Here is a 19,021-nt window from a genome sequence, read left to right as displayed (position 1 = left end):
CCCCAGGTGGGTCTCGTCGTGTCAGCGCTGTCGCTCAGTACACCCAGGTGTAGCCGCCGCCGACCGTGGCGCTCACGCCGTCTTTGGCGAAGGTGCTGACTTCCGCGCCGAGGCACATGACGAGGCCCGCGAGGTCGAGCCTGCCACTCGTGGCGAAGGCCGTCCATTCCTTCTCGGTGATGGGCATCTTGAAGACGACCTGGGCGCTACCGCAAAACTTGCCGACGCCGGCGCCGAGGCTGACCGTGAGCACGGGGCCGGCGAGCTTGGAGGGCATGTCGGCCCACGCGCCAAACTGGAAGTTCATCGAGATACCCTTGGTGGCGCCTGCGACGCCCCCGATGCCGAAGAAGCCCCGGACTTGCGTCTGCCCCGGGTGGTCGAAGGCGATGCCGACGTTTCCCTCGGGGCCCAGGCCGAAGGTCGCGCTGCCGCCGCTGCCGATGGAGAGGGTCCCGAGCCCCTTGCTCCGGGCCTCGTTACCAGTGCGCTGGACCGACTCGTCCTGAGACAGCGAGCTGACTGTCTTGTTCGTGTCCTCGTCCTTCTTCTTCTGGGAGGACTGGCCCACGAGGAAGTCCACCTCCTTGCGGCGGGTGGGATTCGTCAGCAGCGCGGAGCCCGTCTCGGCCATGCTCTCGAGGAGGGCCAGGTGCTTGCGGTAGACGTCCTCGGCCAGCGCCTCGGCGACGTCGCTCAGCGCGTCCGTGAGGAAGCGGGTGGACAGCTCCACCATCTCGTTCCACGCGGCTTCCCCTGCAGCCAGGGACTCCGCATACGCCTGCTCCGCCAGCTTCGCGGTGTCGCGGGTGAGGGTGTCCACTTCCCGGGCGAGCTGCTCGGCCTCACGGCTCACCTGGTTGGAGACCGTGCCGGCAGTCCCTGTGACGGTATCGGCCGCCTTGTTGGCGGTATCCACCACCGTGTTACCCGCCTTCTTTGCCGTCTTCTTGACCTTCTTCACCGCCTTCTTGAACGACTTGCTGATGCTCGACACGTGAGGACCCCCTCGGCTGCGTTGAGGGACCCACCTTGCGGGAGAAGTGTTGAGGGACTGTGGAGCGCGCCTTCATGCGCCGTCCGCGACGACGGCGTCCGCTTCAATCTCCACCAGGATTTCGGGGGAGATGAGGCGGCTGACCTCCACCATCGACGTGGCGGGGCGGATGTGGGCGAAGAACTCTCCATGCGCCCGGCCGACCGCTTCCCACTGCTGGATGTCCACGACGTACATGCGCGTGCGCACCACGTCCTCCAGCCGGGCGCCCAGGGCCTCCAGGGCGGATTGGATGTTCTGGAGCGTCTGCCGGGCCTGCAGGTAGGCGTCCCCCACGCCCACGATGTGTCCCTGGGCATCGGTGGCCGTCGTCCCGGACACGGAGACGAAGGGGCCCACACGCACGGCGCGCGAGTAGCCCACCTGGGGCTCCCACGGGGTTCCAGTGGAATGCTGGGTGCGCTTCATGGGGGCTCCGAGGGTAGGTGTGGGTCGGCAGCCTTGCATGGGGCCCTGGCCGTTCGGCAAGCGCCGCTTGCAAGCTGCAAGGAAACACCGCCCGTGATAGTTGGCCCCGGGTCATGACGAACGAGCTCCATAGGGAGGTCGCCCGACGGCGCACCTTCGCGATCATCTCCCACCCCGACGCGGGTAAGACGACCCTCACCGAGAAGCTGCTGCTCTACGGCGGCGCCATCCATCTGGCTGGAAGCGTGAAGGCCAAGCGGGCGCGGCGGCATGCCACGTCCGACTGGATGGAGCTGGAGAAGGAGCGCGGCATCTCCGTCACCTCGTCCGTCCTCCAGTTCAGCTACCGCGACCACTCGGTGAACCTGCTGGACACGCCGGGTCACCAGGACTTCTCCGAGGACACCTACCGCACCCTGGCCGCGGCGGACGCGGCGGTGATGCTCATCGACGCCGCCAAAGGCGTAGAGCCGCAGACCAAGAAGCTCTTCAAGGTCTGCCGCATGCGGGGCATCCCCATCTTCACCTTCGTCAACAAGCTGGACCGCTACGGTCGCGAGCCGTTGGAGTTGATGAACGAGCTGGAGCAGGTGCTCGGCATCCGCTCCTATCCGATGAACTGGCCCATCGGCATGGGCCCGGACTTCCGCGGCGTCTATGACCGGCAGGCCCGCGTCGTCCACGTCTTCTCCACCGAGGGTTCCCACGGCGAGTCCGAGGTGAGCGAGCGCTCGGTCGCCATCGACTCGGATGAAATCAAGACGGTCCTCACCGAGACGGAGCTGGCGAAGCTGCACGAGGAAATCGAGCTGCTGGACATCGGCGGCGACGAGTTCACCCGCGAGAAGAGCGATGCGGGGCAACTCACGCCCATGTTCTTCGGCAGCGCGATGACCAACTTCGGCGTGCGCCCGTTCCTGGATGCCTTCCTGGACCTGGCCCCCGCGCCCACGTCGCGCCTGACGACGCAGGGGCCGCGCGAGCCCACCCACCCGAAGTTCGCCGGCTTCGTCTTCAAGATTCAGGCGAACATGGACCCAGCGCACCGCGACCGCATCGCCTTCATGCGCGTGGTGAGCGGCCGGTACGTGAAGGGCATGAGCGCCTTCCACTCGCGCCTGGGCAAGGACGTCCGTCTGGCCAAGCCGAGCCAGTTCATGGCCGCCGAGCGCACCTCCATCGAGGACGCGTGGCCTGGGGACGTCATCGGCCTGTTCGACCCGGGGCTGTACCGCATCGGCGACACGCTGGCGGAGGGCACCGGCGTGGAGTTCGAGGGCGTGCCGCGCTTCAGCCCGGAGTTCTTCGCCGTCGTCCGCAGCCGGGATCCACTCCGCCGCAAGCAGATGGAGAAGGGCCTGGAGCAGCTCTCCGAGGAGGGCACGGTGCAAATCTTCCAGCAGCTGCAGATGGGCATGAAGGACCCCATCGTCGGCGTGGTGGGCGCGCTCCAGTTCGAGGTCCTCCAGTACCGCCTGGAGCATGAGTACGGCGCGAAGATCGCGCTCGACCGGCTGCCCTTCAGCCATGCGCGCTGGGTGGTGGGCGCCAACTTCGACCCGAAGGCGTTCGACTGGGAAGGCAACCGTCAGACGGTGCAGGACCGGGACGGATTGCCCCTGGTGCTCTTCCGGGATGACTGGGCGCTCCAGCACGCCGAGGACAAGCACCCGGAGCTGAAGTTCGTTTCGGAGGCCCCGCAGTTGCGGCAGGCCACCCCCGTGGCTTCGGGCGGCTGAGGCCCGTCGGCCGGGTTGTACCAGCCCCTGGGCGAGTGGACTTTCGCCAGGGGCTTCATTAAGCGAAGGGGGCTTTCCGCGTCGCACCGCAGCCGGCCCACTGCATGTCAGAGCGGCACCCCCCACCTCACGAGGTCGTGCGTGCCTGGCGTCAACGCCAGCTGCCGCGCCCGTCTCCTCCCGCGCTCCTGGACCTGTTCGAGCGTGGCTTCCAGGCGCTGTGGCGCCGTGGCCGTTCGGCCCTGGGGGAGGTCACCCTGGTGGTCATCCTGGAGCGAGTGCTCCAGCGGGTCGTCCAGGCCCATCCTCACTTGTCGGCGCTCGCCGTCACATCGGAAGGTCTTCGCTTCGAGGGGCTGCATCCGGTCGTGGCTGAATTCGACCCGGAACGGCTGGAGGAGTCGCTGGTGGTCCTGGTCGAGGAGTGGCTGCGTGTCCTCGGGGCGCTGACGGGCGAGGTCCTCTCCGCCGCGCTCCGTGAGGAGCTGCTGGCCGTGGAAGGGACGAGGCCCCCCCGATGAAGGCGCCGCGGAGCCCAGCGGGGGATGACTCCGCCCACCCGGATGTCCCAGCCTCCCGCCGGCGGCTCCGTCGCGCCTGGCGAAAGCGGGGGCAGGCCCACCGCCATCTGGCGCAGCTCCAAGAGGTAGGCCAGCTGCTCTGCGCTTCCGACGGTGTCGCGGCCAGCTTTCCCGCGCTGGTGGACCGCTTTTCCCGATGGCTGCCGCTCCGCGTCGCGCTCCTGCTGGAGGGGGTGGATGCGTCCGGAGGGCCCGTCCCGGAGCGGCCCTGTCTGATGGCGTGGCATTCGCCCGTGCGCATGGAGTCCCCTCCGTCCCAGGCCGTGGCGCATGCCGCCTCCGCGTACGCGTACCTCGTGGGCCTGGAGCGCGTGAGCCTGCAAGGGCGTGACGCCATCGAGGGCGTGTTCAAGGCGGAACCGGCCCGGGTTCCCGGGATGGTTACTTTGCCGCTGGTGGCGAAGGAAGGCGTCCTGGGCGTGCTCCACGTGGAGTCGGTGGGGCTGGGGGAGGACGGGCTGGCGCTGCTGGACGCGGTGGCGAACCTCCTGGCCGTGGCCCTGCCGAAGGAGCATGCCCTGCGCCGCGAAGTTCGCCTGCGTGAGCGCGCGGAGGCGCTGTTCTTTCAGGCCCAGGAGGCCGTGCGCTGGCGCGACGAGCTGCTCACCGTCGTCTCCCATGACATCAAGACGCCGCTGCTCGCGGTGCGGATGAACGCGGAGATGATTCTGAATGCGGGCACGGCGCCGGAGAAGGAACACCGCCGGCGCCGCTATCTGGAGAACATCGTCCTCGCCGAGCAGCAGATGAGCAGCCTCATCGGCAACCTGCTGGACCGGGCGCGCCTGCGCGGCACGCCCATTCCCCTGACGCTCCAGCCCCTCCCCGTGGACGCCTTGCTGGCGCAGGCGCTGGAGGTGCTCCGGCCGCTCGCGCTGGAGAAGAGGCAGGTCCTGACGGTGGCGCTGGCGCCAGAGCTGCCTCCGGTGCTCGCCGACCGCGAGCGCATCCTCCAGGTGCTGGCCAACCTGGTGAGCAACGCCATCAAGTTCACGCCCCCTGGCGGCGCCATCGAGGTGCGGGCCCACCGGGTGGAGGGGGCGAAGGTGTGCGTCTTCGTGAAGGACTCCGGGCCCGGCATCCCCGCCGAGGACGCTCCGCACCTCTTCGAGCGCTTCTGGCGGGCCAGCCATTCACCGGGACGCGGCACGGGGCTGGGGCTGAGCATCGCCTGGAGTCTGGTGGCCGCGCACGGCGGGACGCTCAACGTGGAGAGCCACGAAGGGCAGGGGAGCACCTTCTCCTTCACCCTGCCCGTGGCCTTGCCCTGAGGCGCCGCGGCTACTTGTAGGGCAACACCGTGCCACCGCGGAAGGCGGAGTCGCGCAGCACGAGCCCTTCCTTGCAGAGCCGCGCCGTCTTGGGGCCCACGAAGAAGCCCTTGGGATCGCCCTTGCGGTACGTCTTCTTGATGTACTCCTCGACCTCGAGGAACAGGCTCCGGAACTTGTCGGGCGCCGCGTTCTTCCGGCCCGTCTGCGCGGTGATGTCCAGCTCCGCCCACATCTTGCCGCTGAGCAGCTCGCCCTCTTCGTTGGTGCGGCAGCGCTCCATGAAGATGACGGGCGAGCGCACCTCGTCGATGCGCCAGTAGCCCTTGTCCGGGCCCCGCTTCACCTTGTCGACGATGGCCGCGCCCAGCTCGGAGGCCACCATGTAGAGGTCCTCCGGGGGCAGCCGCTCCAGGTTCTCCGTGTTCGCGCGGAAGGTCTCCCAATCCTGTGGGACGCGCCGGGGGTACACCTCCAGGACGAAGCGCTCCAGGAAGCGGAAGAAGGCGAGTTCGTCGTCGGGGGACATGAAGAACTGAATGACGTTGGCCATCGCGCAGCCCTCATACTCCCGAGTGCGTCTTTCGCGATAGTGCGGCGCGAAGCGGGCTATGAATCCGGGCATGGATACCTGGCTGCTGACCCGGATGCAGGAACTTCGCGACCTTCAGGGCCTCATCGGCCTGGCCACGTGGGACATGGAGACGTACCTGCCCTCCAAGGCCGGTCCCGCGCGCTCCCATCAGCTCTCCACCCTGCAGGGGCTGCACCACGAGCGCCTGGTGGACCCCCGGCTGGGGGAGGCCCTGGCCCAGGCCGCCTCGCAGGCGGACCTGTCCGACGACGCCCGGGCCATGGTGACGGTGCTGACGCGGGAGCGGGAGCGGGAGGTGCGCGTCCCCGCGCCCCTGGTGCGAGCGCTGGCAGGGGCCATCAGCGACGCCATCCAGGCCTGGCGGGAAGCCCGGCAGGCAAGGCGCTTCACCGTCTTCCAGCCCGCGCTCCAGCGCCTGCTGTCGCTGCGCCGGGAGCAGGCGGACGCGTATGGACACGACGGGGAGCGTTATGACGCGCTGCTGGAAGGCCATGAGCCGGGCATGCGCGTGGCGCGCCTGACGCCGGTGCTGTCGGCGCTGCGCGAGCACCTCATCCCCATGGTGGGCAAGCTCACCGCGGTGAGCCGGCCGGTGGCGCCCTTCCTGATGGGCCGTCACTACGACAAGGACGCGCAGTGGGCCTTCACCCTGCGGCTGTTGAAGGACATCGGTTTCGACTTGGAGGCGGGCCGGCAGGACCTGAGCATCCACCCCTTCACCGGAGGCACGCACCCGTTGGACGTGCGGCTCACCACGCACGTGGACACGGCCACGCCGTTCCCGTCCATCTTCAGCACCATCCACGAAGCCGGCCACGGCCTGTATGAGCAGGGCTTCGCTCCCGAGCTCTACCGCACCCCCCTGGCCGCCGCGCCTTCCATGGGGCTGCACGAGTCGCAGTCACGCCTGTGGGAGAACATGGTGGGCCGCGGCCTGCCGTTCTGGCGGCATTACTTCCCCGTGCTGCGCGCCGCCTTCCCGGAGGCGCTGTCCGGCACCGACGTGGAGACCTTCCACGCCGCGGTGAATGCGGTGGGGCCGTCGCTCATCCGCATCGAGTCGGACGAGGTGACGTACAACCTGCACATCGCGCTGCGCTATGAGCTGGAGCTGCTCCTGGTGCGCGACGAGCTGCCGGTGGAGGACCTGCCCGACGCGTGGAACGCACGCATGGAGAAGTACCTGGGCGTCACGCCGCCGGACGACACGCAGGGCGTGCTCCAGGACATCCACTGGGCCTGGGGTGAGCTGGGCTACTTCCCCACGTATTCGTTGGGCAACCTGTACGCGGCGTCGCTCTACCGCGCCGCGAAGCGCGACCTGCCGGAGTTGGAGGAGCACCTGGGCCGGGGTGAGCTGCTGCCCCTGCGTGACTGGCTGCGCACGCATGTGCACCAGCATGGCTTCCGCCACTCCGCGGAGGAGCGCGTGAAGCAGGTGACGGGGCAGGGGCTCACCGACACGGACTTCCTGGCGTACCTGAAGGAGAAGTACGGCGCGCTCTACGGTGTCTCGCTTTGAGAGGCTGAGCGCGCGTGCGTCAGTCAGGAGGTGGCATTCATGCCGCCTCGTGCCTGGGCTGTCCGTTCTGTGATAGCTGAGGAGCAACACGGCAAAGGGGGACGCAAATCAAACCTGGAAAAACCATGCTGCTGGGCTGGGGCGCGGGGGCCATCGGTGTGGGCGCCTACTTCTTCTTGTCCCCGTACCTGTCGCCACCCGCGGAGCCAGGGAGCATCTCAAGTCCGACGCTGGCGAAGCTGCTCAATGAGAGCATCGACGCGGCCATCGAGAGGATGAATCCCACGCATTCCCCTGGGCTGATTCCGGAAGCGGCGGCCAATTCGCGGGCGTTCTTGAAGGAAGTCTCCGAGGTGGTGGCCCGGTGCCGCAAGGGGCGCTTCGAGCCGGGCCAGAAGTACAACAAGCTGGAGTATCACCTGCTCCGTGCCGACGGTGTCCGCTACGAGCCCATCTACACGGGCCTTCGGTGCCACGAGGAGACGCTCATCTTCCGGGCGGTCTTCAAGGATGGGCGTGTCGCCGAGGCCTTCACGGACGGGAGTGAGCGACAGTATCCGGTAGGCCAGGTTCGCGGCGCGGTGGGTGAGTTCGGGAAGAGGGTGACCTGGTCCGACAGGGATTACCACCCGGCGCGCTATTACGTTCCGCCACCTGCGCGGCCGACTCAGGCGGACATCGCGAAGCAGTGGGAGTAGTCCGGCATGGGAACACAATGCGTGCCCGCTCTTGCCGGAGCGGGCCGTGGCGTCGCGGTTTCAGTGCCCGCCGCCGATCGAAGCGACTGTAGCGGGGCCTGTTCCGCTTCAAGTGGACGGAACAGCCATCCGGGGGCAGGTGTCCGAGGTGCCTGCGGGAACCGGTCGGGCAGTGCGTGTGATTGCGTATAACGCGTCCATGCTGGAGGTGTACGCAGGCAGCGCTGTGGTCGACGTCGTGGCTGGCGAGGTGGTTTCGGCGGGCCTTGTGCTGCAGCGCAACCCGGTCAACTGCCCGGGCGCTACCACGGGTGGTATCGACATCTCGGGTCGCCTGGAGACGGGGGAGCCCACGCCGGATGGTGGCAGTGATGGCGGCGTGGACCCGGATGCGGGCGTCGTGCTGGGCGGGGCCGAGTTCGCCTTCTCCTACCAGGACGCGACGCTGACCCGTGATGGCGTCATCCACTTCCTGGACGGCAACGCGGATCGCATCCGTCGACTCGACCTGGCGACCCGGAGCTTCCTGTCCGCCTACGTCGGGACGGGTGATGCGACATCGATGGCGGTCGCTTCGGACGGTCAGACCGCATACCTGGCCTACACGGGAGGGCGTATCGACGCCTTCACTTCGACGGAGGGTGGCACGGCCCGCTTCTTCGCCGCGGCGCCTGCGTCGGTGTCGCGCATGGTGGTGGCGGACCGATACCTGTTTTCCATTGATGGCTCCGGGGCCTGGGGTACGCATGCGCTCTATCAGCGGGCCACGGGCGCTCGGGTCGCGGCGGCGGACTGGAGAAACAGCGCGGTGAGCCTGCTGTTCTCAGAGGCGAACAACACCATCTACTTCGCCGACAGCGGCGTCTCGCCACAGGACCTGAACCGGGTGCAGGTGAACATGGAGGCGGGCACGCTGGGCGCTGAAATCGACTCGCCCTATCACGGTGCCTATAACCTGCAGGCGCCGCTGCGGCTGTGGCCGGATGGCTCCGCCGTCGTGACGGGGAGCGGACTGCTCTTCAGCACGACGGACCTGACGTATCGCACCAGCATCGGACTGTCGTTCGTGGACATCGCCTTCCACGGTGAGCGGCTCTACCTCATCGACACGGTAGGAGACAGGACGCAGCTTCGGGTGCTCAACCACCGGTTCGACATCCTCTCGGCGGCGTACTACCCGGGCGCGGCCCAGCGGGTCTTCGTGCACAACGGCCAGCTGGTGCTGCTCACGGCGACGGGGAGCAATGGGTTCCAGGCGCGTCTGCTGGACCTGTAGTTCCGGCGTCATCTTGACCGCTGGAACGTGATACCGGGGCGCGGGAGGAGAATCAGTCCTCTCGCGCCCCATGTGCATGACGCTGGCCGTGTATCGAGTCCGGGGGCATCGGTGGCGCTGTTGCCCGTCATGCTAGAACGCGAAACATCATCGAGGGTTGCATGCACGCGCTCGTACTGGCCCTGTTCTTCGCCTTCCAGGCTCCCGGCACGGAGCAGAAGCCGCCCGAGCTCTTCCCATTTAGTGAGGAACTCCAGACTGTCTATGACTCGGCGTTCGAGGTCGCGCAGAGCGCGTCTCCCGCCGATGCAGGGCCAGCCATCGAGCGGCTCCTGAAAGAGGCGGCGGACAATCCTCGCGTCTCCCGGCTCGCGGGAAAGTACTACTTCAACCTCGGGCAGCTCGACGATGCCGAGAGGTCCTTGAAGCTCGCCCTGGAACAAGGAATCGACGGACCGCGCCGGGGCGATGTCCTGAGCGCCTTGGGGGCCATCAAGCTTCGGAAGGAGCGGCCTGTCGAGGCGCAGGCGCTCCTGAACGCCGCCCTCGAAATCTGGCCCGATGATGTCATGGCGCACCACCAGTTGTGGCTGCTCTACATGAAGCGCCAGCAGGCTTCCGTCGCGCTGAGACACGCGCGACGGTTGGTGGAACTCGCGCCGGACGCGCCCATGTCGCACATGGCGCTGAGTGCGGCGTTGGCCGAAACGGGAGCGCTGGAAGAGGCGCTGGAGGCGGTCGAGCGTGCGAAGGCGCTGGGAGCGGAGCCCAGCCCGTTCATGTCCGCCATCGAGGAAGAGATGTCGCGGCAGCGTTGGATGCGCCGCATCTGGCAGATCCCGCTGGGGATGGCGCTGTTCCTGGGGGGCGCACTGCTGTTCTCGTGGGGCGCGGGGCTCGCGCTCTCGAAGCTGCAATTGGGCCAGCTCCAGTCGGACAATCTCCACTTGCTGCGCGCGGAGCAAACGCACCAGGAGCGCCGGGTGGACCGGCTCTATGCCGCCGTCCTGTGGTTCGCTTCACTCCTGTTCTACGTGTCCGTGCCGATGATGCTGGTGCTGACGGTGGCCATCGCTGGCGGCGTGTTGCTGCTGGTGTTCATGATGCCCGTCGTCCCCGTGAAGCTGCTCATCGTCATCGGGGTGATTGGCCTGGGCGGCTTGTTCGCCATCCTTCGCGGCGTGTTCACCAGCCCCGAGCAGGGCGAAGAGGGCCGGGAGCTCGCCGTCTCGGAGGCTCCCGCCTTGTTCAGGGCCCTGGAGGAGGTTGCGGACGTCGCGAAGTCCCGCAAGGTGGACCGCGTCCTGGTCGACGCGGGCACGGGGATTGGCGTGCGGGAGGCGGGCGGACGGTTCCGGGTGCTGATGGGACGTGGCGAGCGCATCCTGCATTTGGGGCTGGGGGCGATGCGCGGCCTCACGGTGACGGAGCTGAAGTCCATCCTCGCGCACGAGTACGGGCACTTCTCGCACGGCGAGACGCGCCTGACGCCCATCATCTCGCGCATCCAGACGCAGGTCATCCAGGTCATCCAGAGCATCTTTTCCATGGGAGGAGGCAACCTCAATCCGGTGGGCTGGTTCCTGCGCGCCTACTTCTTTGTCTACCTGCGCATCACCGCCGGCCATGGGCGCCGCCGGGAGTTGCTGGCGGACCGTGTCTCCGCGCTCGCGTACGGCGGCGACGCCTTCGGCGCGGCGCTGTCGAAGGTGGTGGAGAACAGCGACGCCTATGACCGGGGCCTCGTCGTCGCGCTCCGGCTTCGGGAGGCCGGCCGGCCCACGCGGGACCTTTTTCGCACCGTGGACACGGTCGCGCTGAACACGCCCCCGGTGCTCCAGTCGCTCATCCGGGAGGAGCTGTTCTCCCGGCCCGTGGATGCCTATGACTCGCATCCACCTCCGACGGAGCGCGTCGCTCGGGTCGCGGGCATTCCGGGGCAGCGCCCCGAGGAGCGTGAGCCGGCGCTGAGCCTGTTCGCGGACCCCGCGGCGCTCGCCGCCGAACTGGGAGGCAAGGTCCTGGAGGAGCTCGACAGCACACTCACAGCGCGAGGGTACGAGGCTCCGGCGCCCCTGGCCGCGACGGACGAGGAGCAGGACCGGCTCGCGAGCGCCATCGTCCTGCAGAGCTCCGCGTTCGATTTGAAGGAGCGCAACCACACGGATGCGTATTCACTGCTCCAGGAGTCTCTGGTGCGGTTGGAGCAGGCGGCGGGAGCGCAGGACCCATACCTGGTGCCGCAGCTCGTGGAGCTGGCCCGCCTCCACGTCCAACATGACGCTCCCGAAGCGGCACGGCGCGTACTCCAGCGCGCCATCGACATCGTCCAGGCTCAGCCGGGCCACGAGCAGCAACAGGTCGACGCGCTCAACGAGATGCTGTCTGAGATTCCCGTCCAGCAGGCGGCGTGAGCGCCCCCGCGACTGCGCGGGCGACAGTATTCAGAAGTCGAGCAGCCAGAGGGTGGACGTCCATTGTTCAGCCTGTTGCTGCCTGGCATCGCAAGGTCAGAGGCTCCGTCGTCGCCGAGGTGGGGCGTCTTGCTCTCCGGCGGCGGAGGACTCTTTGCAGGTAGAAACAGCGCCAATCGAGGTGGGCTCCTGAGCGCCCACCTGCTCCTGGTGACTCCCCTCGGTTTGGAAGTCGGCCTCGCGTTGCAGTGGGGCCGGACCTTCAACACGTACCCTGCCGCGGATCTGGACGACGGGTCTCCTGGGAACACCGAAATCCGACAGTATCCTTGGGGCGCCTTCCGGGGCATTGCCGCGGAGGCGCGCTACCGCTTCTTGCGGGACCGGCGTGTGTCACCCTGGGTGGCGCTCCGCGTGGGGCGAAGCACCTCCACCAATATCGATACAGATGCCTTTGTTCCGCGCCTGTACACCGGTTCGCATCTCGCACTGGCCGCGGGGGCCGGGATGGACGTCCGCATCCATGGGCCGCTGGGCGTCACCCTGGGTGGCTATTACCAGCGCTGCGACATCAACAAGGCGCCTGCGGACAACATCTGTACAGGCGCGGGCCCCACGCTGGTGCTCAGTCCACACCTGCGCTTCTGACTCAGGCGAACAGCAGAGGCCTGCACGCGCGGGCCAATTGCAGCGCGTCCCGCGCGAGCGTGTACGAATCGCGGTCCTCCGCGTCCAGCCACGCGGTCCGGGCTACCAGGTTGGCCAGGTCGAAGCACAGGCTCGCGGTGCGCCGGGCGAGCCGGCTCTCCTTCTGGAGCGCGCGTGCATTCAGTTCGCACAGTTCAGCACACTGTCGAAGCAGGCGTACCACTTCGCCGGACAGCGGCTCCCCTCGGGCGACCCGGCGGGCCATGCCCTCTTCGCAGGAAACCTGACACTGGAGGCTCGCGGCGATGCACCGGGACACATCCGCGTGCGCACCACCGATTCTGGCTGCCAGCATCGAGACCTCCTCCATCCAGAGCGACGACAAAGTTATGCACGAGGCGTCTGACGGCAACCTGAAGTGGGGGGCCCCGCGGTACGTGCTAATCGATGGGACATGCCCAAGCTCACCCTCGTTCCTCCCGAAATCGAGGCGTACGCGGACGCTCACACCACGGCACCCGCGCCCCTCTTCGATGAACTCCGTGATGTCACGTATGCGCGAATGTCCTCCCCCAACATGCAGGTCGGGTCCGTGGAGGGCACCTTCCTGCGCATGCTGGTCGCGCTGACCGGCGCGCGGCGCGTGTTGGAAATCGGCACCTTCACTGGATACTCGGCGCTGATGATGGCGGAGGCGCTCCCGGATGATGGGGCGCTCATCACCTGCGACATCAACCCCGAGGCCACCGATGTGGCGCGCGCCTTCTTCCTGCGCAGTCCGCATGGACGGAAAATCGACCTGCGCATGGGGCCGGCGCTGGACACCCTGAAGACGCTCCAGGGGTCATTCGACCTGGCGTTCATCGACGCGGACAAGCCGAACTACGCCGCCTACTGGGACGCGGTGTTGCCGCTGCTGCGGCCGGGCGGGCTCATCATCGCGGACAACGTGCTGTGGTCGGGCCGGGTGCTCCAGCCAGAGGGCCCCAGCGACCATGCGATTGTCGACTTCAACGCGAAGGTGGCGGCGGACCCTCGCGTGGAGCACGTGCTGCTCACGGTGCGTGACGGGATGATGCTCGCGCGCAAGCGCTGACGTCAGTAGCGGCGCAGGAAGCGTTCCAGTCCGGGGCGCAGGGCTTCGCGCTGGGCGATGCACAGGTCCACGCGCTCCAGCGCCTGCGCCAGGGCGCGCTCACCCCCTTCGAAGGTGGGCGCGTAGGGCGCGAAGAAGGCCGCGAACCGCGCGCGGTGTTCGGCGTCGCAGAAGAATCCGCCGGTGCCCAGCAGCCAGGGCGCGATGTCCCGCGGCAGCCGCTCCCGGAGCGTCTCGAAGTGCTCGCGCAGGAAGTCGAACGCACCCGCGCGGGTGGGCTGCTCCTCCAACTGCCGGAAGAGGATGGGCAGGGCCTCGCGCGTGTCCACGTCCGGCGCCAGCAGCAGGGCCCGGCTGGCGCTGGCGAGCGCGGCGTCCTGGAAGCCTCCCAGCGCGGTGAAGAGCAGGTCGCGCTCGCGGCTCTCCGTGGTGGTGCGCAGGGCTTCGAGCATGCGCTGGTGGAGGACGGCATCCCCCGAGGCCGCGGCGGCGCCCAGCACGCCCTGCGCCGCGTCCATGGACAGGGAGCGCCGGTCGTCCAGCCAGCGCAGCGCGAGCTTCCGGGCCTCCGTTCGCAGGAGGGCGTCCTCGCCGGACTGGGCCACCATCCACACCAGCCGGGGCCGCAGCATGCGCACGTCGTCGCTTTCGCCCGGACGCGGCACGAAGCCCAACTGGCGAGCCTGACCGCCAAAGAGGCCACGGACGAAGCGCGCGCGGCTCGGCCACGCGGCTCGCGGGACGAAGTCATCCCGCACGCTGGCGACCAGGGCCGCCGCGCCCATGACGAGGTCCGGGTCGTCCGCTCGCAGCAGGCGCGTGGCCAGGGTCAGGGCCTGCGCCACGTCCAGCTCGCCACTGGCGACCAGGGCCTCGGCGTCATCCAGCAGGACGCGGCGCTCGGCGATGCTGAGCCCCCGGCCCCCCTGCCGCGTCAGCCGCTCCAGCGCGTCACCGCGCAGCAGCGCGTGGTAGTAGCCGCGGCCTTCCGCGTTGGGGTGGACCCAGTCCGGGCAGGCCTTCGCGCCATCCAGGGCCAGCGTGCCTGTGGACTCCGAGAGCACCGTGCAGGCGCGGCCCTCCGTGCCCCCGGCGGCGTAGCGCACGCACACCGGCACCTGCCACACCTGTTCCCCGCCGCGTCCGCCCGGCGAGCCCAGAGGGAGATAGCGCCGCTGCTCCAGGGCCAGCCGGGGCGGTCCCTCCTTGGGGCACTCCAGCGTCATGGCGACGCGCGGCGCGCCCGGCTGGTCCAGGAAGGAGGAGAAGGCGGGCGCCACGTCCTTGCCGGTGGCTTGGGTGAGGGCTTCGAAGAAGTCCGCGGTGGTGGCGGTGCCCCTCGCGTGGGTGTCCAGGTAGTGCCGCACGCCTTGCTGGAAGGCGTCGGGGCCCACCCAGGACTCGAACATGGCCAGCACCGCGGCGCCCTTGTTGTAGGTGATGCCGTCGAAGGCGGAGTGGACGTCTCCCGGCGCTTGGATGGGCTGCCGGACACTGCGCGCGCTGACGAGCCGGTCCTCCACCAGGGCATCACCCCGCGCCTCCACGCGGCGCACGTCACCACGCCATTCGGGCTTCCACTGCGTCACGACTTTGTAGGCGAGCCAGTCCGCGAAGGACTCGTTGAGCCAGAGGTCGTCCCACCACGCGGGCGTCACGAGGTTGCCGAACCACTGATGCGCAAGCTCATGCGCCTGCGTCAGCGCGAAGTAGCGCTGGCGCCACAGGGAGTCCCCCTCCACGGGGCCCAGCATGAGCGGGGCGCTGAAGGTGATGAGGCCGGGGTGCTCCATGGCGCCCCCTTGCGTGCCGGGCAGGGCCAGCACGTCCAGCTTCGCGTAGGGGTAGGGCGTGCCGAACCACGTCTCCAAGTGCTCCAGCAGCGGGGGCGTGGCCCGCGCGGCCCAGGCCGTCTCCGCGGCGCGGCCCTGCGGCACCAGCATCCGCACCGGCACGCGGTGTTGGCCCGCGACGCCCGCGTCCACGGCTTGAAAGGGGCCCACCGCGAAGGCGACCAGGTACGAGGGCAGCGGGGGCGTTGTCTGGAAGCGCACCGTCTTCCATCCATCCGGGCCGTGCGTCTCGGCCTCCACCGGTGAATTGGCGAAGGCGCCGTCCTCCTCGCGCACGCGCAGGGTGAGCCGCCAGGGAATCTTGAAGGCGGGCTCGTCGAAGCAGGGGAAGGCGCGCCGCGCGGCCAGCGGCTGGAACTGGGTCATCGTGTACCAGCGCCCCGCGTCCTGTTCGCGGTAGACGCCCGAACTCTCCCGGGCACGCGCCCGGCCCGTGTACGCCACGCGCAGGATGACGGTGCCGGGGCCCACCGCCTCACGTGGGAGGAAGACGAGCATGTCGCCGATGGGCAGCGTGGACGTCTTGACCCGCGCGCCCGCCACGATGAAGGCCGCGTCCTTCACGGAGAGCTCCTCCCCGTGCAGCCACACCTCGTGCGTGGCCTGGGGCAGCTCGATTTCGATGTCCGTCGTCCCGCTGAACATCTCCCGCCGCGGGTCCAGCTCCAGCGTCACCGTCTGCCGCACGGGCCGCACGGCCGGAGACAGCCGGAGTCCCGGCGGGGTGAGGACGGGGGCCTCCTCCTCGAGCGTCACGGCCTGCGTGACGGGGCGAGCGGGGGCGGACCGAGCGGGGACGGGCTGGGGCCGCGAGCCCACACATGCGCCGAAGCAGAGGACGAGCAGCGGATAGATGAAGTGTCGGCACCGCACCGGGAGCATCTCCATCCGCGGCGGGAAGGGGCGCGCGGGCGGACATTCTCCATGACTGGCGCCAGGGCCGCGAGCAGGTCGCGGCCCCACTTTCACTTCAGGCGTTGAGGACGGGGTAGGCGGCCAGCAGCTCCACGAGCGCGGGTCCGTACAGCCGCACCCGCTTCTCACCGAAGTAGGGCACCTGCGTCAGCGCCTCCACGTCCTTCGGGGGCTGCGAGGCCAGCGCGTCCATCAGCGGATTGGTCAACACCACGCTGGGCGTCACCTTGCGCTCGGTGGCCTTCTCCACGCGGAAGGTCTTGAGGGCCTCCTCGCGCTTGCGCTTGTTGGCGTCCTTGGGGCCCTTGGGTTCGCGCTCCGGCGCCAGTTCGCCCCGGCGCGACTTCTCCAGCAGTTCGCGCACCACGGCCAGGAGCTCCTCCCCGTGCGAGCGGATGAAGGAGCCCCGCACGCCGGCCATGCGCGCCAGCTCCTTGGGGTTGGTGGGCAGCTTCACCGCGATGTCACCCAGCGCCATGTTGGAGAGCATCCGCCCCATGGGGACGTTGTCCTTCTCCGCCCACTCCAGCCGCTTGCGGTGCAGGGCGTGGGCAATGGCGTGGGCCAGCGTCATCTGCGTGGGATTCAGCCCGGCGCGGGGCAGCTTGGGCTTGAAGTCCGCGCCCACGTCGGGGCGCGCCGCGGCCTCGTCGCACAGGCGGGCGCAGTCCAGGAGGACCTCCTCCAGGATGTCGGCCTCGCGGCAGGCGTCGCGGACCTGGCGGCCCAGCTCGCACAGGTAGCGCACGTCATTGGCGATGTACTCCCGCATGGCCGGGGGCAGGGGGCGGATGGAGAAGTCCGACTGTTGGTGCTCCTTCGGCAGCTCCACGCCCAGCCGTTCCCGGGCGAGGTCGGCCAGACCCACCTTGGGCCACCCCAGCAGGGTGGCCGCCCGGTGGGTGTCGAAGAGGCCCTGCACTCGGACGCCCACCTCGGCGAGGAACTGGAGGTCACCCTGGGCGGCGTGGAAGAACTTGGTGCGCGCCGGGTCGGCCATCAGCGGGGCGAGCATGCCCGGCACCACGCCCGGCTGGAGCGTGTCCAGCAGGAAGACCTGGTCGTCGGTGGCGAGCTGGAGGAAGCACAGCCGGGCGCGGAAGGCGTGCATCGAGTCCGCCTCCAGGTCCACGGCGATTTCGCGCGCGGCTTCCAGCGTGCGGGTCGCGCGCTCTTCTCCTGAGGCATCTACTACGTCAACGGCACCTTGCGGGTAGGTCGGCATTGCGGGAGGCAGGCTAGCGGACCGGGCCTTGGGATTGAGGTGTTTTTTCCCGGGCCGCCGCTAGGATGGCCGCGCCGATGAACGACGTCCAGCGCCTGGAAAAGAGTCTGCTTGGCCACATGGGCCGAGCCATCGCGGACCACCGCCTCATTGAGGACGGGGACCGCATCATGGTGGGCGTGTCCGGAGGCAAGGACTCCTACACGATGCTGCACCTCCTGCGGGAGCTCCAGCGTCGCGCACCCGTGAAGTTCGAGTTGCTGGCGGTGAACCTGGACCAGGGCCACCCCGGCTTCCCGGCGGACAAGCTGGAGGCGTACTTTCAGCGTGAGGGCTACCCGTACAAGCTCTTGAAGGAGGACACCTACAGCATCGTCCTGGAGAAGACGCCTCCGGGGAAGACGCAGTGCTCGGTGTGCTCGCGCATGCGGCGCGGCATCCTCTACACGGCGGCGGTGGAGCTGGGGTGCACCAAGATTGCCCTGGGCCACCACCGCGACGACCTCATCCACACGCTGCTGCTCAACCTCTTCTTCGCCGGCTCCATCAAGGCGATGCCGCCCCTCTTGCGCAGCGACGACGGGCGCAACGTGGTCATCCGCCCGCTGTGCTACGCGCCGGAGAAGGACATCGCGAAGTTCGCGGAGTTGATGGCCTTCCCCATCATCCCGTGCGACCTGTGCGGCACGCAGGAGAACCTCCAGCGCAAGCGGATGCAGCGGCTGATGGAGGAGCTGGGCAAGGAGATTCCCAACGTCCGCCAGAGCGTCCTCAACGCCATGGCGAACGTGCGGCCGAGTCACCTGCTGGACAAGACGCTCAACCCCGACCCGCTGCACGCCAGCGAGGAAGGGGCCACGACGACCGAACCGAAGGACACGCAAGGGAGCGCCAGCCCATGGCTCGAGAGCAGGCAGTGAAGGCGCGGAACGACCGCAACGGCGCACTGGTGGAGGCGATGCTGCTGGCCGCGATGGCCGACGGGCGCGTCTCGCAGCGGGAGATGCAGACGCTTCTCAGCCGCGTGCTGGAGCGCCCGGAGTTCGAGGGCACCCGCCCGGACGAGCTCAACGCCCTGGTGGAGACCAGCGCGGCGCGGTTGTCGGAGGCGAAGAACCTGGATGACGTGCTCGCGTCGCTGCGGCGCCGGCTGCCGGACCACAAGAACCGGATGCTGGCCTTCGGGCTGGCGGCGGCGGTGGCCCTGGCGGACCAGCGCGCCACGCGGGACGAGCTGGGCCTGCTCAAGACGTTCCAGGCCGCGCTGGGCATCTCCGAGGACGAGGTGGCGCAAATCATCGACGTCATCGAGAACGGCGGCAGTCTGGCGGAAGCGCTGGGCGAGCCGCTGGAGCGGCTGTTCGCGGAGGTCATGGTGCTGGTGAGCGCCGCGGACGGGAAGCTCCAGGAGGCCGAGGCCCGGGCGCTGGTGGAGAGCTTCGCGGCGGACCCCCTCTTCGAGAACGTCAGCCCCGAGCGCGCCCAGAGCTTCGTCAGCGAGTCCGTGACGGCCCTGGCCGCAGAGGGTCTGCCCCAGCGGCTCCATGTGCTGGCCCACGGCCTGACGACGCACGCCCAGCGGGTGAAGGCCTTCCGGCTGGCCATCAAGATTGCCCACGCGGGGGGCGCCCCGAGCCATCCCGAGCAGCGAATCCTGGATATGCTCCAGGCCACCTTCGGCCTGGCTGACGATGAAGTGGCGCGACTGGGCAGGGAGGGGTAG

Annotated in this window: 17 protein-coding genes; 11 read left to right on the top strand and 6 right to left on the bottom strand. The window is 68.9% G+C overall.

The features are described 5' to 3' along the window. Positions 1–34: 34 nt before the first annotated feature. A complete protein-coding gene (locus FL344_RS16705) occupies positions 35–997 on the bottom strand; it encodes a hypothetical protein (RefSeq protein ID WP_141619229.1) in 963 nt (320 codons plus the stop codon). A gap of 72 nt (positions 998–1,069) precedes the next feature. Next, positions 1,070–1,465: a RidA family protein gene (locus FL344_RS16700; RefSeq protein ID WP_141619228.1), complete on the bottom strand. Its 396-nt coding sequence runs from the start codon at positions 1,463–1,465 to the stop codon at positions 1,070–1,072. Between the two features lie 113 nt (positions 1,466–1,578). On the opposite strand from FL344_RS16700, the gene FL344_RS16695 reads away from it, so the two are divergent. From FL344_RS16695 to FL344_RS16685, 3 genes are all read left to right on the top strand, one after another. After that, complete coding sequence (locus FL344_RS16695; RefSeq protein ID WP_141592761.1) at positions 1,579–3,204, top strand: peptide chain release factor 3; 1,626 nt, start codon at positions 1,579–1,581, stop codon at positions 3,202–3,204. Between the two features lie 137 nt (positions 3,205–3,341). Beyond that, the gene (locus tag FL344_RS16690) at positions 3,342–3,725 is read left to right on the top strand and encodes a hypothetical protein (protein ID WP_228558320.1); all 384 of its coding nucleotides are present in this window, start codon (positions 3,342–3,344) and stop codon (positions 3,723–3,725) included. Continuing rightward, a complete protein-coding gene (locus tag FL344_RS16685; RefSeq protein ID WP_141619227.1) occupies positions 3,722–5,056 on the top strand; it encodes a cell wall metabolism sensor histidine kinase WalK in 1,335 nt (444 codons plus the stop codon). The genes FL344_RS16690 and FL344_RS16685 overlap by 4 nt, the downstream gene beginning before the upstream one ends. Positions 5,057–5,066: 10 nt before the next feature. Here the strand turns inward: FL344_RS16685 and FL344_RS16680 are convergent, their stop codons facing one another. Beyond that, positions 5,067–5,609 carry a hypothetical protein gene (locus tag FL344_RS16680; RefSeq protein ID WP_026114254.1) on the bottom strand — a complete coding sequence of 181 codons (543 nt, stop codon included), beginning with the start codon at positions 5,607–5,609 and terminating at the stop codon, positions 5,067–5,069. Positions 5,610–5,679: 70 nt separating this feature from the next. Between FL344_RS16680 and FL344_RS16675 the strand changes: the two genes are divergently transcribed. From FL344_RS16675 to FL344_RS16655, 5 genes are all read left to right on the top strand, one after another. Next, positions 5,680–7,173, top strand: a complete 1,494-nt coding sequence (locus FL344_RS16675; RefSeq protein WP_228565109.1) for a carboxypeptidase M32 — start codon at positions 5,680–5,682, stop codon at positions 7,171–7,173. Between the two features lie 125 nt (positions 7,174–7,298). After that, the gene (locus FL344_RS16670) at positions 7,299–7,871 is read left to right on the top strand and encodes a hypothetical protein (RefSeq protein ID WP_141619225.1); all 573 of its coding nucleotides are present in this window, start codon (positions 7,299–7,301) and stop codon (positions 7,869–7,871) included. A 199-nt stretch (positions 7,872–8,070) separates the two neighbouring features. Beyond that, positions 8,071–9,147, top strand: a complete 1,077-nt coding sequence (locus tag FL344_RS16665) for a hypothetical protein (RefSeq protein WP_228565108.1) — start codon at positions 8,071–8,073, stop codon at positions 9,145–9,147. 161 nt (positions 9,148–9,308) lie between these two features. Beyond that, complete coding sequence (locus tag FL344_RS16660; RefSeq protein ID WP_141619224.1) at positions 9,309–11,561, top strand: tetratricopeptide repeat protein; 2,253 nt, start codon at positions 9,309–9,311, stop codon at positions 11,559–11,561. Between the two features lie 225 nt (positions 11,562–11,786). After that, positions 11,787–12,209 (top strand): hypothetical protein, encoded by a 423-nt coding sequence (locus FL344_RS16655; RefSeq protein ID WP_141592754.1) that lies wholly within the window; start codon positions 11,787–11,789, stop codon positions 12,207–12,209. A 1-nt stretch (position 12,210) separates the two neighbouring features. Here the strand turns inward: FL344_RS16655 and FL344_RS16650 are convergent, their stop codons facing one another. Beyond that, positions 12,211–12,564 (bottom strand): hypothetical protein, encoded by a 354-nt coding sequence (locus tag FL344_RS16650; protein ID WP_225888113.1) that lies wholly within the window; start codon positions 12,562–12,564, stop codon positions 12,211–12,213. Positions 12,565–12,663: 99 nt separating this feature from the next. Between FL344_RS16650 and FL344_RS16645 the strand changes: the two genes are divergently transcribed. Next, a complete protein-coding gene (locus FL344_RS16645; RefSeq protein ID WP_141619223.1) occupies positions 12,664–13,305 on the top strand; it encodes an O-methyltransferase in 642 nt (213 codons plus the stop codon). 2 nt (positions 13,306–13,307) lie between these two features. On the opposite strand, the gene FL344_RS16640 is transcribed toward FL344_RS16645, so the two are convergent. Continuing rightward, positions 13,308–16,040: a M1 family metallopeptidase gene (locus FL344_RS16640; RefSeq protein ID WP_228565112.1), complete on the bottom strand. Its 2,733-nt coding sequence runs from the start codon at positions 16,038–16,040 to the stop codon at positions 13,308–13,310. Positions 16,041–16,128: 88 nt separating this feature from the next. Continuing rightward, the gene (locus FL344_RS16635) at positions 16,129–17,298 is read right to left on the bottom strand and encodes a ribonuclease D (protein WP_141592751.1); all 1,170 of its coding nucleotides are present in this window, start codon (positions 17,296–17,298) and stop codon (positions 16,129–16,131) included. Positions 17,299–17,363: 65 nt separating this feature from the next. Here FL344_RS16635 and ttcA point away from each other — a divergent pair, with 65 nt between their 5' ends. Together ttcA and FL344_RS16625 are read left to right on the top strand one after the other, a co-directional pair. Then, positions 17,364–18,218 (top strand): tRNA 2-thiocytidine(32) synthetase TtcA, encoded by an 855-nt coding sequence (gene ttcA / locus FL344_RS16630; RefSeq protein ID WP_011555929.1) that lies wholly within the window; start codon positions 17,364–17,366, stop codon positions 18,216–18,218. Continuing rightward, positions 18,197–19,021 carry a TerB family tellurite resistance protein gene (locus FL344_RS16625; protein WP_141592749.1) on the top strand — a complete coding sequence of 275 codons (825 nt, stop codon included), beginning with the start codon at positions 18,197–18,199 and terminating at the stop codon, positions 19,019–19,021. Before ttcA ends, FL344_RS16625 begins: the two co-directional genes overlap by 22 nt.

The sequence above is a fragment of the Myxococcus sp. AB036A genome, from assembly GCF_006547355.1.
GTDB lineage: Bacteria > Myxococcota > Myxococcia > Myxococcales > Myxococcaceae > Myxococcus > Myxococcus virescens.
The sequence above is the reverse complement of the archived record's forward strand: the minus strand, read 5'-3'. Positions and strand labels throughout refer to the sequence as shown.

Coding starts and splice junctions, on each gene's coding strand:
- FL344_RS16700 (WP_141619228.1), bottom strand. CDS start 1,465: ATGAAGCGCACCCAGCATTCCACTGGAACCCCGTGGGAGCCCCAGGTG.
- FL344_RS16695 (WP_141592761.1), top strand. CDS start 1,579: ATGACGAACGAGCTCCATAGGGAGGTCGCCCGACGGCGCACCTTCGCG.
- FL344_RS16685 (WP_141619227.1), top strand. CDS start 3,722: ATGAAGGCGCCGCGGAGCCCAGCGGGGGATGACTCCGCCCACCCGGAT.
- FL344_RS16680 (WP_026114254.1), bottom strand. CDS start 5,609: ATGGCCAACGTCATTCAGTTCTTCATGTCCCCCGACGACGAACTCGCC.
- FL344_RS16675 (WP_228565109.1), top strand. CDS start 5,680: ATGGATACCTGGCTGCTGACCCGGATGCAGGAACTTCGCGACCTTCAG.
- FL344_RS16670 (WP_141619225.1), top strand. CDS start 7,299: ATGCTGCTGGGCTGGGGCGCGGGGGCCATCGGTGTGGGCGCCTACTTC.
- FL344_RS16665 (WP_228565108.1), top strand. CDS start 8,071: ATGCTGGAGGTGTACGCAGGCAGCGCTGTGGTCGACGTCGTGGCTGGC.
- FL344_RS16660 (WP_141619224.1), top strand. CDS start 9,309: ATGCACGCGCTCGTACTGGCCCTGTTCTTCGCCTTCCAGGCTCCCGGC.
- FL344_RS16650 (WP_225888113.1), bottom strand. CDS start 12,564: ATGCTGGCAGCCAGAATCGGTGGTGCGCACGCGGATGTGTCCCGGTGC.
- FL344_RS16645 (WP_141619223.1), top strand. CDS start 12,664: ATGCCCAAGCTCACCCTCGTTCCTCCCGAAATCGAGGCGTACGCGGAC.
- FL344_RS16640 (WP_228565112.1), bottom strand. CDS start 16,040: ATGCTCCCGGTGCGGTGCCGACACTTCATCTATCCGCTGCTCGTCCTC.
- FL344_RS16635 (WP_141592751.1), bottom strand. CDS start 17,298: ATGCCGACCTACCCGCAAGGTGCCGTTGACGTAGTAGATGCCTCAGGA.
- ttcA (WP_011555929.1), top strand. CDS start 17,364: ATGGCCGCGCCGATGAACGACGTCCAGCGCCTGGAAAAGAGTCTGCTT.
- FL344_RS16625 (WP_141592749.1), top strand. CDS start 18,197: ATGGCTCGAGAGCAGGCAGTGAAGGCGCGGAACGACCGCAACGGCGCA.